Source organism: Acinetobacter larvae (genome assembly GCF_001704115.1).
Classification (GTDB): Bacteria; Pseudomonadota; Gammaproteobacteria; order Pseudomonadales; family Moraxellaceae; genus Acinetobacter; species Acinetobacter larvae.
Window position 1 is genome coordinate 2,878,259 of record NZ_CP016895.1, and the last position, 18,943, is coordinate 2,897,201.

Annotated in this window: 17 protein-coding genes; 6 read left to right on the forward strand and 11 right to left on the reverse strand. The window is 43.0% G+C overall.

Features of this window, described 5'->3' with window-relative positions:
* Window positions 1-77: 77 nt before the first annotated feature.
* Window positions 78-2,858, forward strand: coding sequence for a DNA polymerase I (gene polA, locus BFG52_RS12825; protein ID WP_067556939.1), 2,781 nt, complete (start codon window positions 78-80; stop codon window positions 2,856-2,858).
* A gap of 253 nt (window positions 2,859-3,111) precedes the next feature.
* Here polA and BFG52_RS12830 read toward each other — a convergent pair whose 3' ends face one another.
* From BFG52_RS12830 to ppx, 5 genes are read right to left on the reverse strand one after another with little or no spacing between them, the layout of a single operon-like run.
* Window positions 3,112-3,687 carry a YggT family protein gene (locus tag BFG52_RS12830; RefSeq protein ID WP_067556941.1) on the reverse strand — a complete coding sequence of 192 codons (576 nt, stop codon included), beginning with the start codon at window positions 3,685-3,687 and terminating at the stop codon, window positions 3,112-3,114.
* Between the two features lie 32 nt (window positions 3,688-3,719).
* Entirely contained in the window at window positions 3,720-4,559 is an 840-nt protein-coding gene (gene proC, locus BFG52_RS12835) for a pyrroline-5-carboxylate reductase (protein ID WP_067556943.1), read from the reverse strand.
* A 28-nt stretch (window positions 4,560-4,587) separates the two neighbouring features.
* On the reverse strand, window positions 4,588-5,940 hold the full coding sequence (tilS, locus tag BFG52_RS12840) for a tRNA lysidine(34) synthetase TilS (protein ID WP_071890138.1): 1,353 nt from the start codon (window positions 5,938-5,940) through the stop codon (window positions 4,588-4,590).
* The gene (locus tag BFG52_RS12845; protein ID WP_067556946.1) at window positions 5,877-6,701 is read right to left on the reverse strand and encodes an acetyl-CoA carboxylase carboxyltransferase subunit alpha; all 825 of its coding nucleotides are present in this window, start codon (window positions 6,699-6,701) and stop codon (window positions 5,877-5,879) included. Before BFG52_RS12845 ends, tilS begins: the two co-directional genes overlap by 64 nt.
* A gap of 35 nt (window positions 6,702-6,736) precedes the next feature.
* On the reverse strand, window positions 6,737-8,257 hold the full coding sequence (gene ppx, locus BFG52_RS12850) for an exopolyphosphatase (RefSeq protein ID WP_067556949.1): 1,521 nt from the start codon (window positions 8,255-8,257) through the stop codon (window positions 6,737-6,739).
* Window positions 8,258-8,546: 289 nt separating this feature from the next.
* Between ppx and trxA the strand changes: the two genes are divergently transcribed.
* The 3 genes from trxA (at window position 8,547) to BFG52_RS12865 (ending at window position 11,131) form a co-directional block, all read left to right on the forward strand.
* On the forward strand, window positions 8,547-8,873 hold the full coding sequence (gene trxA / locus BFG52_RS12855; RefSeq protein WP_067556952.1) for a thioredoxin: 327 nt from the start codon (window positions 8,547-8,549) through the stop codon (window positions 8,871-8,873).
* A gap of 356 nt (window positions 8,874-9,229) precedes the next feature.
* Window positions 9,230-10,498, forward strand: a complete 1,269-nt coding sequence (rho, locus tag BFG52_RS12860) for a transcription termination factor Rho (protein WP_067556955.1) — start codon at window positions 9,230-9,232, stop codon at window positions 10,496-10,498.
* Between the two features lie 381 nt (window positions 10,499-10,879).
* Window positions 10,880-11,131, forward strand: a complete 252-nt coding sequence (locus tag BFG52_RS12865; protein WP_067559551.1) for a hypothetical protein — start codon at window positions 10,880-10,882, stop codon at window positions 11,129-11,131.
* Between the two features lie 258 nt (window positions 11,132-11,389).
* On the opposite strand, the gene BFG52_RS12870 is transcribed toward BFG52_RS12865, so the two are convergent.
* From BFG52_RS12870 to pheS, 3 genes are read right to left on the reverse strand one after another with little or no spacing between them, the layout of a single operon-like run.
* A complete protein-coding gene (locus tag BFG52_RS12870; protein WP_067556958.1) occupies window positions 11,390-11,689 on the reverse strand; it encodes an integration host factor subunit alpha in 300 nt (99 codons plus the stop codon).
* The gene (gene pheT, locus BFG52_RS12875) at window positions 11,686-14,067 is read right to left on the reverse strand and encodes a phenylalanine--tRNA ligase subunit beta (RefSeq protein ID WP_067556960.1); all 2,382 of its coding nucleotides are present in this window, start codon (window positions 14,065-14,067) and stop codon (window positions 11,686-11,688) included. Before pheT ends, BFG52_RS12870 begins: the two co-directional genes overlap by 4 nt.
* Window positions 14,068-14,098: 31 nt before the next feature.
* On the reverse strand, window positions 14,099-15,079 hold the full coding sequence (pheS, locus tag BFG52_RS12880) for a phenylalanine--tRNA ligase subunit alpha (RefSeq protein ID WP_067556963.1): 981 nt from the start codon (window positions 15,077-15,079) through the stop codon (window positions 14,099-14,101).
* 156 nt (window positions 15,080-15,235) lie between these two features.
* On the opposite strand from pheS, the gene BFG52_RS12885 reads away from it, so the two are divergent.
* Window positions 15,236-16,267 carry a hypothetical protein gene (locus tag BFG52_RS12885; protein ID WP_067556965.1) on the forward strand — a complete coding sequence of 344 codons (1,032 nt, stop codon included), beginning with the start codon at window positions 15,236-15,238 and terminating at the stop codon, window positions 16,265-16,267.
* Window positions 16,268-16,476: 209 nt separating this feature from the next.
* Here the strand turns inward: BFG52_RS12885 and rplT are convergent, their stop codons facing one another.
* Entirely contained in the window at window positions 16,477-16,836 is a 360-nt protein-coding gene (gene rplT / locus BFG52_RS12890) for a 50S ribosomal protein L20 (RefSeq protein WP_067556967.1), read from the reverse strand.
* Window positions 16,837-16,847: 11 nt separating this feature from the next.
* Window positions 16,848-17,042 carry a 50S ribosomal protein L35 gene (gene rpmI / locus BFG52_RS12895; RefSeq protein WP_001096359.1) on the reverse strand — a complete coding sequence of 65 codons (195 nt, stop codon included), beginning with the start codon at window positions 17,040-17,042 and terminating at the stop codon, window positions 16,848-16,850.
* Between the two features lie 229 nt (window positions 17,043-17,271).
* Between rpmI and BFG52_RS12900 the strand changes: the two genes are divergently transcribed.
* Entirely contained in the window at window positions 17,272-18,075 is an 804-nt protein-coding gene (locus tag BFG52_RS12900) for an energy transducer TonB family protein (protein ID WP_067556970.1), read from the forward strand.
* 169 nt (window positions 18,076-18,244) lie between these two features.
* On the opposite strand, the gene BFG52_RS12905 is transcribed toward BFG52_RS12900, so the two are convergent.
* Entirely contained in the window at window positions 18,245-18,862 is a 618-nt protein-coding gene (locus BFG52_RS12905; RefSeq protein ID WP_067556973.1) for a glutathione S-transferase family protein, read from the reverse strand.
* Window positions 18,863-18,943: the final 81 nt, after the last annotated feature.

Here is an 18,943-nt window from a genome sequence, read left to right on the forward strand (position 1 = left end):
ATTCGCTTCTGCGCATAAACTAAAAATCACGTACAATACGCGGGTTATTTGAATTAGTTTGAATTAGGATGTTATCGATGCCACCATTTGTCTTGGTTGACGGGTCATATTTTTTATTTCGTGCCTATCACGCTTTACCGCCGCTCACCACGTCAACCGGTTTACACACCAATGCAATACGCGGTGCGATCTCAGCCATTCAAAAACTGATGCGCCGCATTCAACCTACGCATATGGCTGTTATTTTTGATACGCCAGAACCGACTTTTCGTCACACTTTATCACCGATTTATAAAGGCGATCGCCCCAGCATGCCAGATGAATTGGCAGAGCAGATTCCTTATTTACATCAACTCATTGAAGCACTCGGTATTCCATTACACAAACTACCAGGCGCTGAAGCCGATGATATTATTGGTACACTCGCGCGTCGTGCAGAAAAGCTCGGTCATCAGGTACTCATCTCAACCGGCGATAAAGACATGGCGCAATTGGTCAGTGATAAAATCACCCTTGAGGATAGTTTTAAAGACAAACCACTCGATCGCGATGGCGTTTTTGAGAAATTTGGGGTATGGCCCAATCAAATCATTGACTATCTGACCCTCATGGGCGATAGCTCAGATGGCATTATGGGGGTACCGGGTGTTGGTGCCAAGACTGCTGCCAAATTACTCAACCAATACCAAGATTTAAGCGGTATTTTAGCCCATGTTGACGACATCAAAGGCAAAGTTGGGCAAAGCCTCAAAGACAATCAAGACAATATAAAAATCGACCATCAACTAGCCAGTATCGTTTGTGATCTCGATCTAACATTTAGCTATGATGACTTAAAACTCACCGATCCCAATACCAGCGAATTACGCCATCTCTATACCGAATTAGAATTCCGTAACCAATTACAGTCTTTAGATCATCCCAATAACCCGCATAACAGCATCTATAAACATGCAGCCAGCAGTCTACAATCGACAGCACCACAGACAGATCCCACGACATCTGAGTCGTCGTCAGTGCTTGATCAAGCCACACAAAGTAGCAGTGATGACCAACTTGGGCAGGCGCAATATCATACGGTATTAACAGAGCAAGATTGGCAACAGTTTTATGCCAAACTCAAACAAGCCAAACGCTTTGCCATAGACACCGAAACCACCAGTATTGATTATCGTATTGCCGAAATGGTCGGTTTTTCGGTGGCCTTCGATGCCCAAGATGCCTATTACATTGCCTTGGCACATGACTATGAGGGCGCGCCACAACAGCTCAATCGCGAACGGATTCTGGCAGAAATCAAAGACATCATTGAAGACCCTCAAGTAGAAAAAATCGGTCATCATCTTAAATATGATGCTCATATTTTTGCCAATCATGGGATTCATCTACGAGGCTGGTACTTCGATACCATGCTCGCATCCTATGTATTGAATGCATCAGCTACGCGACATGGTATGGATGATGTTGCCCGTTTGTATTTGAGTCATTTGACCACAAGTTTTGAACAAATCGCAGGCAAAGGTGTCAAGCAAAAGACTTTTAATCAAATCGAAATTGCGGTCGCTGCACATTATGCTGCCGAAGATGCCCATGTCACCTATCGTTTATATGAAGTGTTGGCAGCCAAACTGGCAGAAACACCGCCGTTAACAGAAATTTTTCACCAGATTGAAATGCCGGTTGCCAGCGTACTGACCCAGATGGAAGAAAATGGTATTCAGCTCGATGTCACTTTTCTCGATCAACTCAGCGTTGAGTTTGCACAAACAATTCAAAACTGTGAACAACAAATTATTGATCTTGCTGAGCAACCCTTCAATGTCAGCTCCCCCAAACAAGTGGGCGAGATCTTATTTGATAAGCTTGGGCTCAAAGGTGGGAAAAAAACCAGTACTGGCCAATACAGTACCAGCGAAAGTATTTTAGAAAAGTTAGAGCACCCGATTGCGGCTTTAATCTTGGAATATCGGGGTTTATCCAAACTCAAAAGCACCTATACCGATGGTCTGCAAAAACAAGCCAATGCAGACACGCATCGCGTACATACCAGTTACCATCAAGCCCTGACGGCAACTGGACGCTTGTCATCAACCGATCCAAACTTACAAAATATTCCAATACGCCAAGATATCGGTCGACAAATTCGCCGTGCTTTTGTTGCACCAGAAGGTCGAGTTCTTTTGGCAGCAGACTATTCACAAATCGAATTACGTTTAATGGCACATTTCTCGCAAGATGAAGCCTTACTCGATGCATTCCATCATGGTCAGGATGTACACCGTCGTACCGCGGCAGAAGTCCTCAATATCAGTTTAGATCAAGTCACTGCAGATCAACGCCGTCAAGCCAAAGCCGTGAACTTTGGCTTACTCTATGGTATGTCTGAATTTGGTCTAATTCGTCAGCTTGGCTTTAGTCGTGAAGAATCGCAAAACTATATCAAGAAATACTTCAATCGTTATCCGGGTATTTATGAATATATGCAACGCACACGACAACTGGCCTTAGAACAAGGATATGTCCAAACCATTTTAGGACGTCGTCTGTATACGCCAGATATCGATGCGCGTAATGTCATGGTCCGTAAAGCTGCGGAACGTGCAGCGATTAATGCACCATTACAAGGCAGTGCCGCAGAGATTATTAAATTGGCCATGATCTCGGTGCAAAAACACTTGCCAGCAGAGCAAGCTAAATTACTCTTACAGGTCCATGATGAATTAGTCCTCGAAGCTGATCGCGAGATTGCCCCGCGATTGGCACAGCAAATTACCGAGATCATGGAAAATGTGATTGAAATTTCTGTTCCGCTCGTGGTTGAAGTCGGTCAAGGACAGAACTGGGATGAAGCGCATTAACATTGCACGCAAAACAACATTGTAATATGTAGCAATGTGCATAAAAACCGCGCTGTTTTGGAGCTGCGCGAATGTTTGTTAACAGCATAGTTTGCAAACAAATACAAACAAATAAAGGAACGATAAACGTTCCTTTATTTGTTTCGGTATCTAGACACAATGCGATGTGTTTTGGGCTATGTAGAATTAGAAAATAATTCTTCTCACATCTGCACAGCTCAAATGTTTTTCAATCTATCTAAGCGTCTTAACCTTATAAGCCACTTAATAAGGTTAATGCCACTTCATTCATAATTCGTTCCGCCAAAAACAAAGCAAAGAACGCCACGATGGGTGATAAATCAATCATGCCCATATTGGGCAGGATACGGCGAAATGGTGCCAATAATGGTTCTGCGAGCTCTTGTACTACCTCGATATAAGGTGAGCGAGACTGGGTAAATACCACCACCCAACTGAGAATAATGCTGGCAAAAATGAGCAATTTTAAAATGCTAATCAAGGCTTGCATACTTTCAATAAAAGTCGACAGCAATAAGAAGACCGCACTGGTCGGGGGAATACCATTCAAATGCATCATGCCGAATTTTTTCAGCAAACACAGCACCAATAAAAGAATCAATGCAGCGAGATTAAACCGACCTTTGGCTAAGGTTGGTAATATTCTGCCAAACATATCGACAATACGGGTCGCTTTATTGGTCGAAAGCACCACAGGATTATATGGGCTTACCGCGGCAAGCTGCATTAAAAACCGAAAAAAGACGAGCAAAATTGCTACGTTCATAATGATTTCAAAAATAACAATCACAGCAGGATTCGCACCCATACTTAACTATTCCTACTCTAAATAACGATGAATTAACCCAGTTGCTTGGCTTGATCACTTAATTCTTGTGCGAGGGCATGGCTACGTTTTTGTGCAGCCGCCAACGCAGCTTGAATGCTTTGTGAAATTTGCTCACGATCAAAAACATCAATGGCAGCCTGTGTTGTGCCATTGGGAGAGGTTACATTTTTTCGTAACTCAGCCGGACTACTGGCACTGGTAATCGCCATTTGTGCTGCTCCCAATGCGGTTTGCAACGTCAAGGTGGTGGCAACTTTTTCATCCAGACCAAGGTTTTTGCCTGCACGAATCATGCTTTCCATCATATAGAAAAAGTAAGCTGGACCAGAACCAGAAACCGCGGTCACTGCATCTAATTGCGCTTCTTCATTGACCCAAACGGTTAAACCCGTTGCTGCAAGCACCTGACTCGCCAATTGACGATCTTCGGCAACAATATCTTCGGTAGCATACAAACCATGTGCACCCGTTTGTACCAAAGCTGGGGTATTGGGCATGACACGGACAATGCGCTCACTGCCAATGAGTGCCGCAATGGTTGCAATTTCTGCACCAGCGACAATGGAAATAAATAACTTACCGTCACACAAGCCTTTAAATGGTTTTAAAACTTGGGCTAATACTTGTGGCTTTACTGCCAACACCACAACATCAGCATCCTGAATCGCCTGTAGATTATCATCCGTGGTATTTACATCTTGCTGTTCTAATATTTTTCTTATTTTTTCAACAGGATCTGCAACTGTAATTTTACTTGCAGGCAAACCTCGGCTTAATAAACCACCAATCAGTGCCTGCGCCATATTACCGCCACCGATAAAACAAATATTACAATCTAAAGCCGCACTCATAAATGTTACTCAACCTTGAATTTGTTATTCACTTTGACATCAAACTGGGTAGCCAACCGTTCTCCACACAATAGTCCGATTGCGCCAACCAAAATCCGTTGGGTGTAAAGACCCCAAGCATAACATTATCTCGCCACAAAATTTGTATAGTGTGACGCATCCACGGAAAAATATTTGCTTGTTGCAGTGCTTTCTTCAACGGCCAACGACCGACACGCCCATAGAGATGAATCTTCTCTCCACCTTGACGATACTGCAGTGTTAATGTTTCACCCAATAAGCTTGCGCTCAAGCCTTGCTGCGCATGAGCAATTTTAAATGATCCACTTTCTAACAGTAGTTCCTGACCCAGCTGACAAAGTATGGTCTGTGCGGTCAGCGGTTTTTTTGCACGTTGCGCCAGATACTTGCGCGCACTTAGTCGATATAAATGCGCTTGAAAACGCACATAATAAAACCCCTGACAATGCAAAGCCGCCTCGGCATCCGGTCGTGCGGCAATGACTTCAGTCTGTAAGCGTTGCACCATCGCCAATGCCGGACGATATACAGCATCACCACGCATCCATGTTGACAATAACTGCCGCTGCCGCGCTGCTGACAGCTGAGCAAGTCGATCTAAGTTTAACAACTCGGCATTGCCACAATGCGTCAAATCTTGCTGACAGACCTCGAACAGAATTTGTTGTGCGTCTTGCATCAAATAACTACTGCGACTGAGCGCATTTTGCATGTGCGGAAAACGTTGCGTCAGCACTGGCCATAACTCACGCCGACACCAAGCGCGATCATATTGGGTATCTAAATTGGTCGGATCATTGACATATTGCAGGTGTAATTGCCCGCCCCATTGCTCAATCTGTTGTCGTGATAAAGACAACAATGGCCGCCAAATACAAAAATGCTCTCGGTATTGAATACTTGGCATCGCAGCCAAACCATCTACACCACTGCCGCTGAGTAGATTGAGCAATATGGTTTCTGCTTGATCTTGTTGATGATGCGCCAGTACCAAGATTTCATGCTGTAGCAAATGCTGTTGAAAGGCGCGATAACGTGCCTCCCGTGCTTGATTTTCTAAATTACCCGCAGCGACATCTACTGCTTGGATCTGACAGTCAATTTGCCAATCTTGACAACACTGTTGCACCTGTTGCCCCCAACTTGAACTTGCTGCTTGCAACTGGTGATCAATATAAATTGCGCGCACACGCTGTGGAAAAAGCTGAGCCAAAACAAAAAGCAGCAGCATAGAATCTATGCCGCCGCTACACCCCACTAAGAATTGACAATTTTCTGGGAGTCGAGTCGACTCGGCTAAGAGGCGAGCCCTAAATTGTTGCTGCCAAACTTCATCAAACGTTGATAACGTGCCTCGCATCGTTGCTTTTCATCCATCGGTTGTAATTGCTCAAGTGATTGCTTCAAAACTTGTTTCAATTGTTGCATCACTTGTTCTGGATGAAGATGAGCACCCTCGCCTTCATCCACCACATAGTCAACTATACCGATTTTTTTCAGTTTATCAGCAGTTAGTGCCAATGCTTCACTGGCTTGTTCCGCTTTTTCTGCTGTTTTCCATAAAATAGAAGCGCAACCTTCTGGTGAGATTACCGAATAGATACTATGTGACAACATCACCACATGGTCAGCAACTGCAATCCCAATAGCACCACCAGAGCCACCCTCACCCAATACCGTTGTGATAACAGGTACTTTTAAGCTCGACATCTGTGCCAAATTGACCGCAATCGCCTCAGCTTGACCACGTTCTTCTGCGCCCACGCCAGGATAAGCCCCCATGGTATCGACAAAGGTAAAAATTGGCAGTTTAAAACGTTCTGCCATCGCAAATAAACGTTGCGATTTACGATAGCCTTCTGGATTACACATGCCAAAATTGTGCTGCAATTTCTCACGTGTACTACGTCCACGGTGTTGCCCAATGACCATGACCGGTTGACCATCAAAGCGCGCCAACCCACCAATCATTGCACCATCATCACCATATAAGCGGTCGCCATGTAAGGCATCAAATTCAGTAAAAATTTCACCTACGTAATCCAAAAATTGCGGACGATCTGGGTGACGTGCAATTTGAACCGTTTTCCATGCTATAGATTGAGCAGCTTTATTTTTCATATATCGATGATGATCCTTAAAATGACCAGTTGCTTTTAACTGATAAATTGTTCGGACTGGATAGTCAAATCAATATCCCAATGCTTCAATTGCACTTGCTCATCATGCAAGTCGGCAACCAATAAAGGCCATTGTTTCGCATCTCCAGAAACACTGAGCTGCCATTGTTGCGCATCTAATACCGCTAATTCAATGGCAGGAAGCATCTCATCGCTACGACTATGATTGAGTGTGACTGAGAGTCGCAGCAATAAACAAAGCCATAAAAGTTTGCTAGCACCCACTTTTAACACCTCGGCTTTATCATCTTGGCGCAATTTACGTCGATGATGAGCGACCAAATGTGACAAATAGTTTTGATCTATTTGTGAAAAACCGGGAATATCAGAATGCTGTAATAGGTAAGCCCCATGACGGTGATAACTACTATGACTAATGGCTAAACCAATCTCATGTAAATATGCAGCACGACGTAATAAATCCCGATCATCGGTATTAAAGCCTAGCTGCGGTGCAACATCATCAAACAGTTTTTGTGCGGTATCGACCACACGACGTGCCTGCCTCGGATCCGCCCCATAACGTCCTAACAAGGCTTGCACACTGCGGTCACGAACATCTTCATGCTGAAAACGTCCCAATAAGTCATACATAACGCCTTCACGCAAGGCCCCATCAGAATATACCAGTTTATCGATCTGAAAGACCTCAAAAATGGCATATAAAATGGCCAAGCCTGCTGGCAATACAGCGCGGCGGTCTTCTTTTAAACCTTGGAAATCAATTTCAGCAACATGCTTAAACTTTAACAGCTTATCTTTTAATTTCTCTAAGCCTTCACGGGTTAGATTTTCTTGTGCATCACTCCAGCCCATATTAATGGTTAATTGGCGGCAAGCTTTTATGGTACCACTTGAGCCCACCACGGTATCCCAACCTGCTGCTTTATAGGTATTGGCAATACCTGACAGTTCCTTACGTGCTGCAACCAAAGCTTTTTCAAAATTTTTACTGTTAATTTCACCATTAGCAAAGAACATTTGACTATAGGCAACACAACCCATTTGCTGCGATTCAGTATGGATCGGCTCAAACTCTTCACCAATAATCAACTCAGTCGACCCCCCACCGATATCGATGACCAAGCGTCGACCACTATTGGCCAAGGTATGTGATACACCCAAATAAATTAACCGTGCTTCCTCACGTCCGGCAATGATTTCAATCGGCTTCGGTAATATTTCTGCTGCACGTTGAATAAACTCGTGACCATTTTTTGCTTGTCTTAATGCATTGGTTGCCACAATTCTCAAACGATTTGGCTGTACTGAACTTAAACGCCCCACAAAGCGCGCTAAACATGCCAAACCGCGCTGCTGAGCAGCTTCTGTTAAATTTTTCTGTTCATCTAAACCAGCCGCCAATTGTACTTTTTCTGACATCGACGCGACTTTTTTGACTTCGCCATGATCTACACGTGCAATCGCCAAATGAAAACTATTTGAACCCATATCGATTGCAGCTAACAGCTCATCATCAATCAAGAAATCGGACATTATTTATAAAAACTCATGCGAAATTTCGCCTAGATTAATTCACCTACCCGTATTTTAAAAGCCCTTTATACTGGCATTTTGCAACCATTTTTATTTTAATTCTTTATGACATTTTTATGACAGCTACGCAAAGATACAGCTCCCCGATTGGCTTAATCGCGAGCATCAATTGGACAAAAAGGCCGATTTCACATAAAAATCTATAACGATCACTACATAGTACAAGATGACTGTGTAATACTTAACGTCATTGCATTTCGTTCATCTTAAGAATATTGGAGCAACATCAATGTCAAATAACATCGTCAACACCACAGACAGCAACTTTGAAAGCGACGTTTTAAAATCAGAAGTGCCTGTTCTTGTTGATTTTTGGGCGGGCTGGTGCGCGCCATGTAAAGCCATTGCCCCTGTCTTAGAAGTTCTTGCAGACGAATATGACGGTAAAGTCAAAATTGTAAAAGTTGACGTCACTACCTGCGAAAACGTCGCTCAGAACTATAACATCCGCAATATTCCAGCATTGCTCATGTTTAAAAATGGTGAAGTTGTTGCACAGCAAGTTGGTGCTGCGCCTAAATCTAAACTCGCTGCTTTTATCGACGAAAATATCTAATTGATCTTTTTTGCTCAAAAAGCAAGCTAAAATAGAACCTGCGCTATGATTTCTTCGTATTTATAGCGCATTTCATTGCAGTTAAAATTGACAAATATAATCGACTCACTTATATTGCTTGAGCAAGAGATATGAAGATCTTTTACTCATATGTCTTAGAGAACACAAAACATAAAATCGCCGCTCGGCAACAGGAATTGTTTCATACATTTTCTCCTTGAACTTACCTACTGGATTTTGAGATATCGCGCTGTGCTTTGCACTATGCGGAGCTCATGTCTTGCAACGCAGGCGATTTTTGACCTCTTTATCTATACTCGTGTAGCACACACACCCTATTATCTATCTGATCATTTATGAACTTAACTGAACTCAAGAAAAAACCTATCGGCGAACTCATTAAAATTGCTGAGTTTATGGGCCTTGAAGGAATGGCGCGTAACCGTAAGCAAGACATTATTTTTGCCATCTTAAAACGCCATGCAATGAATGGTGAAGAGATTTTCGGGGATGGTGTTCTTGAAATTCTCTCGGATGGTTTTGGCTTCTTACGTTCCGCAGCGGGCTCTTACCTTGCTGGACCTGACGATATCTATGTGAGTCCGTCACAAATTCGTCGCTTTAATCTACGTACAGGCGATACCATTACCGGCACTATTCGCCCACCGAAAGAAGGCGAACGTTATTTTGCACTGCTCAAAGTCAATCAAATTAACTACGACACACCAGAAAACTCACGCAACAAAATCCTCTTCGAAAACCTGACCCCGCTCTTCCCAACCGAACAATTGGTCATGGAACTTGGTAATGGTTCAAGTGAAGATTTAACCGCGCGTGTAGTCGATCTGGTTGCCCCAATTGGTAAAGGTCAACGTTCTATCATCGTTGCCCCTCCGAAAGCGGGTAAAACCATGCTATTGCAGAACATTGCACAGTCTATTGTTCGCAATAATCCCGAAGTCTTCTTAATCGTTCTGCTCATCGATGAACGTCCAGAAGAAGTTACCGAAATGGAACGTACTGTTCGTGGTGAAGTGGTTGCGTCTACCTTTGATGAATCACCAGCACGTCACGTCCAAGTCGCAGAAATGGTCATTGAAAAAGCCAAACGTTTGGTTGAACACAAAAAAGATGTCGTTATCTTACTTGACTCAATCACCCGTTTAGCCCGTGCATACAACACCGTCATTCCATCCTCAGGTAAAGTACTGACCGGTGGTGTGGATGCGCATGCCTTAGAGCGTCCGAAACGTTTCTTTGGTGCAGCACGTAATATCGAAGAAGGTGGTTCACTAACCATCATCTCAACTGCACTGATTGAAACAGGCAGTAAGATGGATGATGTGATCTATGAAGAATTCAAAGGTACAGGCAACCAAGAAATCACACTAGATCGCCGTATTGCTGAAAAACGTGTCTTCCCAGCGATGAATATCAAGAAATCTGGTACGCGTCGTGAAGAACGTCTAATGGATGAAGATAACCTACGTAAAGTCTGGATTTTACGTAAACTTCTTCACCCAATGGATGAATTGGCTGCAATGGAATTCTTACTCGACCGTATGAAAGAAACCAAAACCAACGATGATTTCTTTGATCAAATGAAGCGTAAAGCAGCAAATTAAAGCGCTTTATTCGTAAGGCCCTCAAAATGAGGGCTTTTTTATTGGTTGACATTTTTTACATATGTTCACAATGAATCGGATTAAATGTTAATTTTAGAAAAATATTTTTGTGAATTATGTATTTACAATTTTTTTCTCTTGCAATTTAATAGCTTACGCTTAGACAACCAATGCTTTTCACCATGTTAATTGTTATTTTCTGTTAATAAAAATTCTTTTTTTTATTTAAATAGTAGAAATTAAGATTTGCCAATGATAGCATATCCACAGACCAGTTAGCCTGCTCCATGCGTTGTTAACCTATCAAGCGTTAGGAAAAATAAGAGCACAAAACAGACTAATTTGGGTTTTTTAATCTCTATTTTTTACGAGAGTGATGCCATGTTATTCAAAAAAATCGCTATTGCTGCTGCAGTTGCCACTACTTTAGCTTTTGTTGGTTGTACTGATAAAAAAGCTGCTACTGATACAGAATCTGCTGCTGCATCTTCAGTTGCTGCTGCTTCTGAAGTTCAAGCTGCTTCTGACGCTACAACTGTAGAAGTTGCTTCTCAAGCAGCTGCTACAAACGAAGTTGCTGCTTCAGCTGCTGACAATGCTCCAGTTGTTGATCAACCAGAAGCATCTAAATAATAAATAACCTTTTCGGTTATTAAAAAAGAGAGAACCTAACGGTTCTCTCTTTTTATGCCTACTTTTGATGCTGCTTATGACTCATCTGATGCTGCTTATGACTCATCCAAGAGAAACATCCTTTCATCAAGCCCTCTGATGAGGCTATTCGCAACATGCAATCTTTCCAATCAGATTGCCAAACCACTTTGCTAATGCACACAAAAAACCCCGAATATCAAATATCCGGGGCAATAGCGTATGTCATTAAAGCATGAATTAATTCTGTTCGAGCTCTGTACCTACACGCTGTCTAAATTTTTGACCAGCACGGAAGGTCACAACACGACGAGCTGAAATTGGAATTTCCTCTCCAGTCTTCGGGTTTCGCCCTGGGCGCTGGCGCTTATCGCGTAATTCAAAATTACCAAAGCCAGAAAGCTTTACTTGCTCGCCCGAAATTAATGCTTGGCTGATTTCATCAAAAAATAACTCAACCATTTGTTTGGCTTCACGGCGATTTAAGCTCGTAAGCTCACTTAAATGATCAGCCATTTCTGCTTTTGTTAATGCTGTCATGAGGCCCTCAATGTCGCTTGGTAAGTGTTTTGCAACACTTCAATAATATGGTCTATTCCCGTTTTAATTTCAGCATCTTCAAGCGTACGACTTGGATGTTGCCACAACAGTGCAAACGCAAGAGAGCGTTTACCTGCTTCAACCCCCTGACCTGTGTACACATCGAACAACCAAGTAGACTGAAGTAACTCACCACCGGTATTTTCGATAAGTCGCTGAATTTCACTGACATTAATCTTATCATTAATTAAAAGGGCGATATCACGTCTTATAGAGGGAAAACGTGATAATTCTGTAAAATTAGATACATAAGTTTGCAAAACAGCCTGTTGCGACAGTTCTGCGACCCATGTAGCGCCTAAATCTAAAGCATCTTCCAAACTTGGATGTAAACGACCTAAATAACCAATCTTTTTGCCATCAACAATAATGTCCGCAGACTGGCCAGGATGTAGCCAAGCATGTTGTGATACTTGATATTCAGCTGTAATACGTGCAGATGCTAAGACAGCTTCAACATCACCTTTGAGGTCATAAAAGTCCATCGCTTGAGCAGCGTTTAGCCAAGACTCAGCATGACGATTCCCCACGGCAATCAATGCCAAAGTCGGCACTTGTTTGAGATCTTTGATGCTAGCAGCATTTTCATAATCAAAACGCAAGCCCAACTCAAAGAAACGTACACGTGCTTGTTGACGATTGAGATTATATTGCACACATGGAATTAAGCTGGTCAGTAGACTAGAACGCATGACCGCTAAATCACTTGAGATAGGATTTGCCAATTTCAAAGGCTGACCATTGGGATTAAATTGTTGTTCCAATTTGGCATCGACAAAACTAAAGCTAATCGCTTCTTGATAGCCCAAGCTCACCAAGCTTTGACGTAATTGCTCCACTTCAAATTGATCTGCATGTTCTTGTAAATGAACAGACATCTGTGGCAAAGCAATCTGTATATGATCATAACCATCAATACGAGCAATTTCTTCGACTAGATCTTGATAAATACTAAGATCATAACGATAAGATGGCGGTGTAACCAACCATTGCCCTTGGCTAGGCTGACTCACGATACAGCCCAAACCCTGTAAGGACTGTTCAATCACTGCTGGCGCAATGTGATAGCCCAATAGTTGGTCGACATGCTGCTGCGTTAAGCTGATTTGTTCACGTTGCGGCAATAAAGCTGCTTGTTCATGGCAACTGATTGGACCGAACTCGCCGCCAGCCAATTGTTGAATCAACTGCGATGCACGCTGCATTGCCAAGAATGGCAGCTCAAAGTCCACACCACGCTCATAGCGCTGTGATGCATCGGTATGCAAGCCATAGCGACGTGCACGATTGGCAATTGCCAAAGGCGCAAAGAATGCAGACTCTAAAAAGATATCTGTCGTTTGCTCAGATACCGCTGAGCTTGCACCCCCCATAATACCCGCCATTGCCAAAACTTTTTCTTGGTCGGCAATCACCATGACGTCTTCAGCGAGCGTCACTTCCTGATCATTCAGCAATAGCAAGCTTTCGCCAGCTTTGGCTTGACGAACTTGGATTGGGGCTACAATTTTTGCCGCATCAAACGCATGCAGTGGCTGTCCCAACTCAATGAGCACATAGTTGGTAATATCAACCAAAATGCTGTGCTGGCGGATACCTGAGCGCGCTAAAGCTTGCTCCATCCATAAAGGGGTTGCTGCCTGCGTATTAACATTTCGAATGAAACGCCCTAAATAACGTGGACAGCCTGCACTGTTGAGCTCAATCTCAAGCTGCTGAGTGATATCTGCTGCCACATCTTCTATCACGGGTGGTGTAACAGTTAAATCATTACGTACTGCGATCTCACGCGCAATACCGCGAATACTAAAACAATCTCCGCGGTTCGGTGTAATGCTAATATCAATAACATGATCATCGAGTTGTAAATACTGACGAATATCTTGCCCAATTGGGGCATCGGCAGGCAATTCCAGCAAACCATCGATTTTATCTTCAAGATCAATCTCTGAGGCCCCACACAACATCCCGTGTGATTCAATTCCTCGCAATTTACCTTTTTTGATTTTGAAATCACCCGGTAATACAGCACCCACTTTTGCCACAGGTGCTTTCATGCCCACACGGACATTCGGTGCGCCACAAACGATCTGTAGTGCTTGCTCTTCACCCACATTGACAGTGGTGACGCGTAAACGATCAGCATCAGGATGCTGTTCTACAGTGATCACCTCTCCCACAACCACGCCGCTAAACGGTTTTGCAGCGGGTTTAAGTTCATCGACCTCTAAGCCCAACATGGTCAATTGATCTGAAAGTGTTGCACTATCGACCACAGGATTGACCCAAGTGCGCAACCAATTTTCGCTAATTTTCATCTCTTTAAAACCTTAATATTGATTAATCTTTTTAGGCAAATTGGCGTAAGAAACGCACATCATTTTGATAGAACATTCGAAGGTCATTGATACCATAACGGAGCATAGCAAAACGCTCGACACCTAAACCAAAGGCAAAACCTTGATATTTTTCAGGATCGATACCCGATGCACGTAGAACATTAGGATGCACCATACCGCAGCCCAAAACTTCTAACCAACGACCACGCTCATCCATAATATCCACTTCGGCACTCGGTTCTGTAAATGGGAAATAAGATGGACGGAAGCGCACTTTGAGATCTTTTTCAAAGAAAGTATTGAGTAAGTTAATAATCAAGCCCTTCAATTCAGCAAAGCTGGTATTTTCAGCAACGTACAAACCTTCAATCTGATGGAACATTGGTGAATGGGTTTGATCTGAGTCACAACGGTAAACACGACCAGGGCAGACAATACGAATTGGCGGTTGCTGTGTTTCCATGGTACGAATTTGTACACCAGAGGTGTGTGTACGCAATAAATGATTGGCATCAAAATAGAAAGTATCATGCATAGCACGTGCTGGATGATGACCGGGAATATTGAGCGCTTCAAAATTATGATAATCGTCTTCAACTTCTGGTCCAGTTGCAACATTAAAACCAGCTTTGATAAAGAACTGACAAATCCGCTGCTGCACTTGTATGATTGGATGGATACTGCCAACCTGCTGACCGCGTCCAGCAAGGCTAATATCAATGGTTTCTTGGGCAAGCTTTTCAGCCAGCGCTGCTTGTTGTAATTCAGTTTGGCGCTGACTCAAGGCTGCATTTAGACTCTCGCGCACAGCATGTAAAGCTGCACCTTGAATTTTACGCTGTTCTGGATCCATTTTACCCAAAGCTTTGGATTGCTCCGCAAGCTGGCTTTTTTTCCCTGTAAATTGCACGCGAACTTGTTCTAGTGCAGCAAGGTCTTGAGCTGCTGCAATCGCAGCAAGCGCTTCTGTGGTCAGGGCTTCCAGTGACATATTAACTCTCAAAGCTAGAAATTAAATTAATTTGATTTAACCCGCTATTCTAACAGTTTTTATGCAATTGAATGAAGCATCATAGACAAGAAAAACTAATCAGCGTTATGATGGCAAAATCGTTTAAAATCTATGCGTCTAGCGTGAGATTGGGTTATGGCTTTAGATCAAATTTGGAAACAACAACTTGCCTTGGTCTGTTATGGCAATCAATTTTTAACACAGCATGTAGACATTGAACAATGGATCGAGCATACGATTTTTAAAAATTATGATTTACAATTCAGATCCTTAGAGCCATCACAACTGTTAGCACAGCATTTTAAAATCTGGCTAACACACTTAAAAGCTCAGGGTGTTAGCCAGCTTAGTCTGCATCCCAGTAGCTTAATTGCCAGTGAGGCCAATCCCAATCCACAGGTGGAACTATTAGAACTCCCCCATATCATCATCAGTCATCATCCTAAACAAAAATTTGTGTGGATGATTGGTAAAGAACTGGCAGCATGGGATAGCGAAGGGCTGGCTGAAAATCTTATGCTTGCACAAACCAATGCCAAACAGCAGCTATGCTTCTGGCGTTATGCACTCCCCAGTAAATATTCCAAACACGTCAATGCAGCACTTAAAGCTGCCAACTGGGATGAGATTGAGCAATATTTACAACGCGAATTATTTCAGCATCCTTTTAGTAAGGACTTTATATTTGAGGCATCAAATAATAGCTATACCGGTCTAAACCAAGCAAATGCAAACTCACTGTTACCCCCAGCATATCCTGTACCGTATATACACCAAAGCTTGTATCGCTTAGATGCTTTGAGCTTACATATAGGTGATTTGATTCAACATCCCTATCAAGAGACTGGTGAGATTTATCCACCTGAGCAGCAACAACAATTGCGGCAATTTGCAGATAAAATCAGCTTATTACAGCAAAAATTTATCGTCAAAGTCGCCAACCACTACCAAACCGCTACACTCACCATGCAGCCAATACCATCAGCGACTGCCACAAACAATGCCAACAGCAGCGCAAATGTGGATCAAATACAACCACAGCACAATCCCCCTTATCCCAACATGCCACAACCCGCAGCTAAGCATGAACCACGCCAATCCAATGCTTGGAAACTGGTACTGCTCGTAATTGTGCTGTGCGCACTCGCCTATTATTTCGGTTGGTAATGCCTAAGCCTGATTGCAAGTACTAAGCCTGATGCATAGTCCTGAGTCCAATTACAAATACTCCGTCTGATTGCGAGTACTGAGTCTAATGGTACATCCGATCTATTCTAAAACGAGATCCCATTCTAAAACGGCGCAATAACCATAAAACGCAATAGCCATAAAAAAAGATCGCATTGAGCGATCTTTTTTTTCATCTAGCAAGATGATTATGCAGCTAATGCACCTTTTGCTGTTTCAGCAAGCGCAGCAAAAGCAACCGCATCATGCATTGCGATATCAGCAAGAACACGACGGTCGATAATCACTTGTGCTTTTTTCAAGCCAGCGATCATACGGCTGTAAGACAAACCGTTTTGACGCGCACCTGCGTTGATACGAGCAATCCATAGAGCACGGAATTGACGTTTCTTTTGACGACGGTCACGGTAAGCATATTGACCTGCTTTGATTACCGCTTGGAACGCTACACGATAAACACGTGAACGCGCGCCATAGTAACCTTTAGCACGAGCAAGAATTTTTTTATGACGGCGATGAGCCTGTACACCACGTTTTACACGAGCCATTTATAATCTCCTTAGATGTATGGGCACATACGACGAACTGAAGCAACGTCACTGACGTGAACCATTACACAGCCGCGCAATTGACGGATACGCTTAGCAGATTTTTTGGTCAAAATGTGGCGTTTAAACGCTTGTTTACGCTTGAAACCGTTCGCAGTCGCCTTAAAGCGTTTAGCTGCACCACGGCGAGTTTTTAACTTTGCCATAACAACCTCTTTAAGCACCTGTTTGGCTCGTTCGCACCATTGCGATTCGACCTGCAGGTAAGGGAGGCAGTATTCTAATGCATATTGATATAAAACAAAAGCACATTACTGGCTTGAGATGAATTTTTTCCTGCTCATTTTTGCATTGTTGCATTTGTCGATCTTTGCTCTTGTCTGCTATCAGGTTCTAAGATTAAACTCGAGCACAATGAATAGCTTGAATTATTAAATGAAGAAAATCTACCTTCTCTTGAGTAACGCGCTGTTTTGGGCAGATGTTAGTCATGCGTCACCCCCTTCAACAGAACCATTCTCTGAGCAAACATTCACTGCGCAAAGCCCCGCCAAGACCAGCGATACGGAACAACACACGAACAACGCGGCGGCGATCCGCTGGCAGACCCCGCCAAATATCCGTTTAAGCTCACACGATTTACGAGAGATTGATCGTGATATTACACTCACCATATATGCCAATGGCATGGGAAAAGTCACACGAGTTATTATTGAAAAAAGCTCTGGTCTTGCTGCGGTCGATCAAAAAGTGGTCCGCGCTGTATATCGTGCCAGCTTTCAGCCATATCAAGAAAATGGTATTGCCCAGGCCTTCTTTGTCACACAACCCATTAACTTAAAAAACCCTAGTGCATTGACAACGCAGGACAACACATCAGGGCAAACCTGCCATGTTGCATTTAACTCTTGGGTTTGGTCACAACAAATAGCAGGTGTGACAACAGCCTTTCGATATAAAAAACCGTTGCCACTTTCTTTGGATCCCAAACAGCTTCAAGGGCAAGATCGTCATATTGATCTACAATTTAAACTGTCGCGTAACAATGTCATTTCGGACGTTAAACTACTCAAAAGCTCAGGTGACCATACCATTGATAAAGAAGTGCTGCACATATTTGCAAACTATGCAGAGATCAACGCCAAACCCAAATTTTGGCAGTTTTATAAACGCACCATGACAGATCAAATTCAACTCAAACTCCACCACTGTTCAGCGAAGCCGATCACACAGGAATGAATACCATGCACAGCCACACTCATCCTTCGGTTTGAATTAAACCACTGCAACGCGTGTGATGGTTATGGCTTTTCATTTGCTTTATGAAGCAGAATCCTAAGCTTAGCACCGATAACAAACGAGTATAACGAAAGGAGATCTATCGCTAAATAGCTATTACTGTCAATCACTAAAGCTCTATTGCTAAAGCACGTTGCACGGCAGGTCGAGCTTGTATACGCGCAATATAAGCCGCCACATTGGGATAATCCGCCAGATCGATACTTTGCCATGCATAAGACAACAGCCAAGGGAAAATAGCCATATCGGCAATCGAGTATGCACCGCAGACATAGTCTTGACCAATTAACTGCTGCTCTAAAACCTTATATAATCTTTTTGATTCATTGATATAACGCTGTTGCGCATAGTCAATTTGTACTGGTGCAAAACGATTAAAATGGTGGTTTTGCCCAAGCATTGGTCCTAAGCCTCCCATTTGCCACATCAACCATTGCTCAACTTGCACACGCTGTAATTCATCTTGCGGATAAAACTGCCCTGTTTTTCGTCCTAGATATTGTAAAATCGCGCCGGATTCAAATACTGAAATGGCTTGTCCTTGTGGTCCATCCTGATCGACAATTGCTGGAATTTTATTATTAGGCGAGATTTTTAAAAAATCTGCTTGGAATTGATCATTCTCACCAATATTAATCGGAATAATTTGATAAGGCAGTTTCATTTCTTCTAATGCAATACTAATTTTACGACCATTTGGGGTTCCCCAATAATATAAATCAATCATCCTTATACCTTTTTTCTCATGATAGCTGTTGCTTGTAACATGCCGAGCAGACAGCGTCAATCTATTCAAGCTTGCACCCTC